The organism is Nocardia cyriacigeorgica (assembly GCF_010858045.1).
GTDB classification, from domain to species: Bacteria; Actinomycetota; Actinomycetes; order Mycobacteriales; family Mycobacteriaceae; genus Nocardia; species Nocardia cyriacigeorgica_E.
Genome location: NZ_JAAGVC010000203.1, coordinates 1 through 337, shown reverse-complemented (window position 1 = coordinate 337; position 337 = coordinate 1). Strand labels below are relative to the sequence as shown.

Below are 337 nucleotides of genomic sequence, written 5' to 3'. Positions count from 1 at the left end.
GTCAACAGGACCGCCCAGTCGGTGATATCCACGAGGGCAAGACAACCAGGGACACGGCATTCCGTGGCTCCCGGGTCGGCCCGCATGCCGAGTGCCGGCCGTCGGCCGCGCCGTTCCAGGTCTGCGCCGACCGCACCCTTACGCTGAACGGCGTGCGCAGGTTCAGTTTGTGGCTTCGCGGCAAGCCGATCGTCGCCGATTCGATGCTGGCCGGTGTACTGCTCGTTCTCGATGTGCTCGGCGTGTCCGCCGCGCAGAACAAGGTCTCCTATCTCGCCCTGTCGGTGCTGCTGCCGCTGCCGATGATCCTGCGCCGGGTCTACCCGCGGGTCATGGC

Annotated in this window: 1 protein-coding gene; it reads left to right on the top strand. The window is 67.4% G+C overall.

Features of this window, described 5'->3' with window-relative positions:
- Window positions 1-152: 152 nt before the first annotated feature.
- Window positions 153-337 (top strand): DUF7134 domain-containing protein (locus GV790_RS29370; RefSeq protein ID WP_425343125.1); only part of this gene is annotated, 185 nt, incomplete at its 3' end.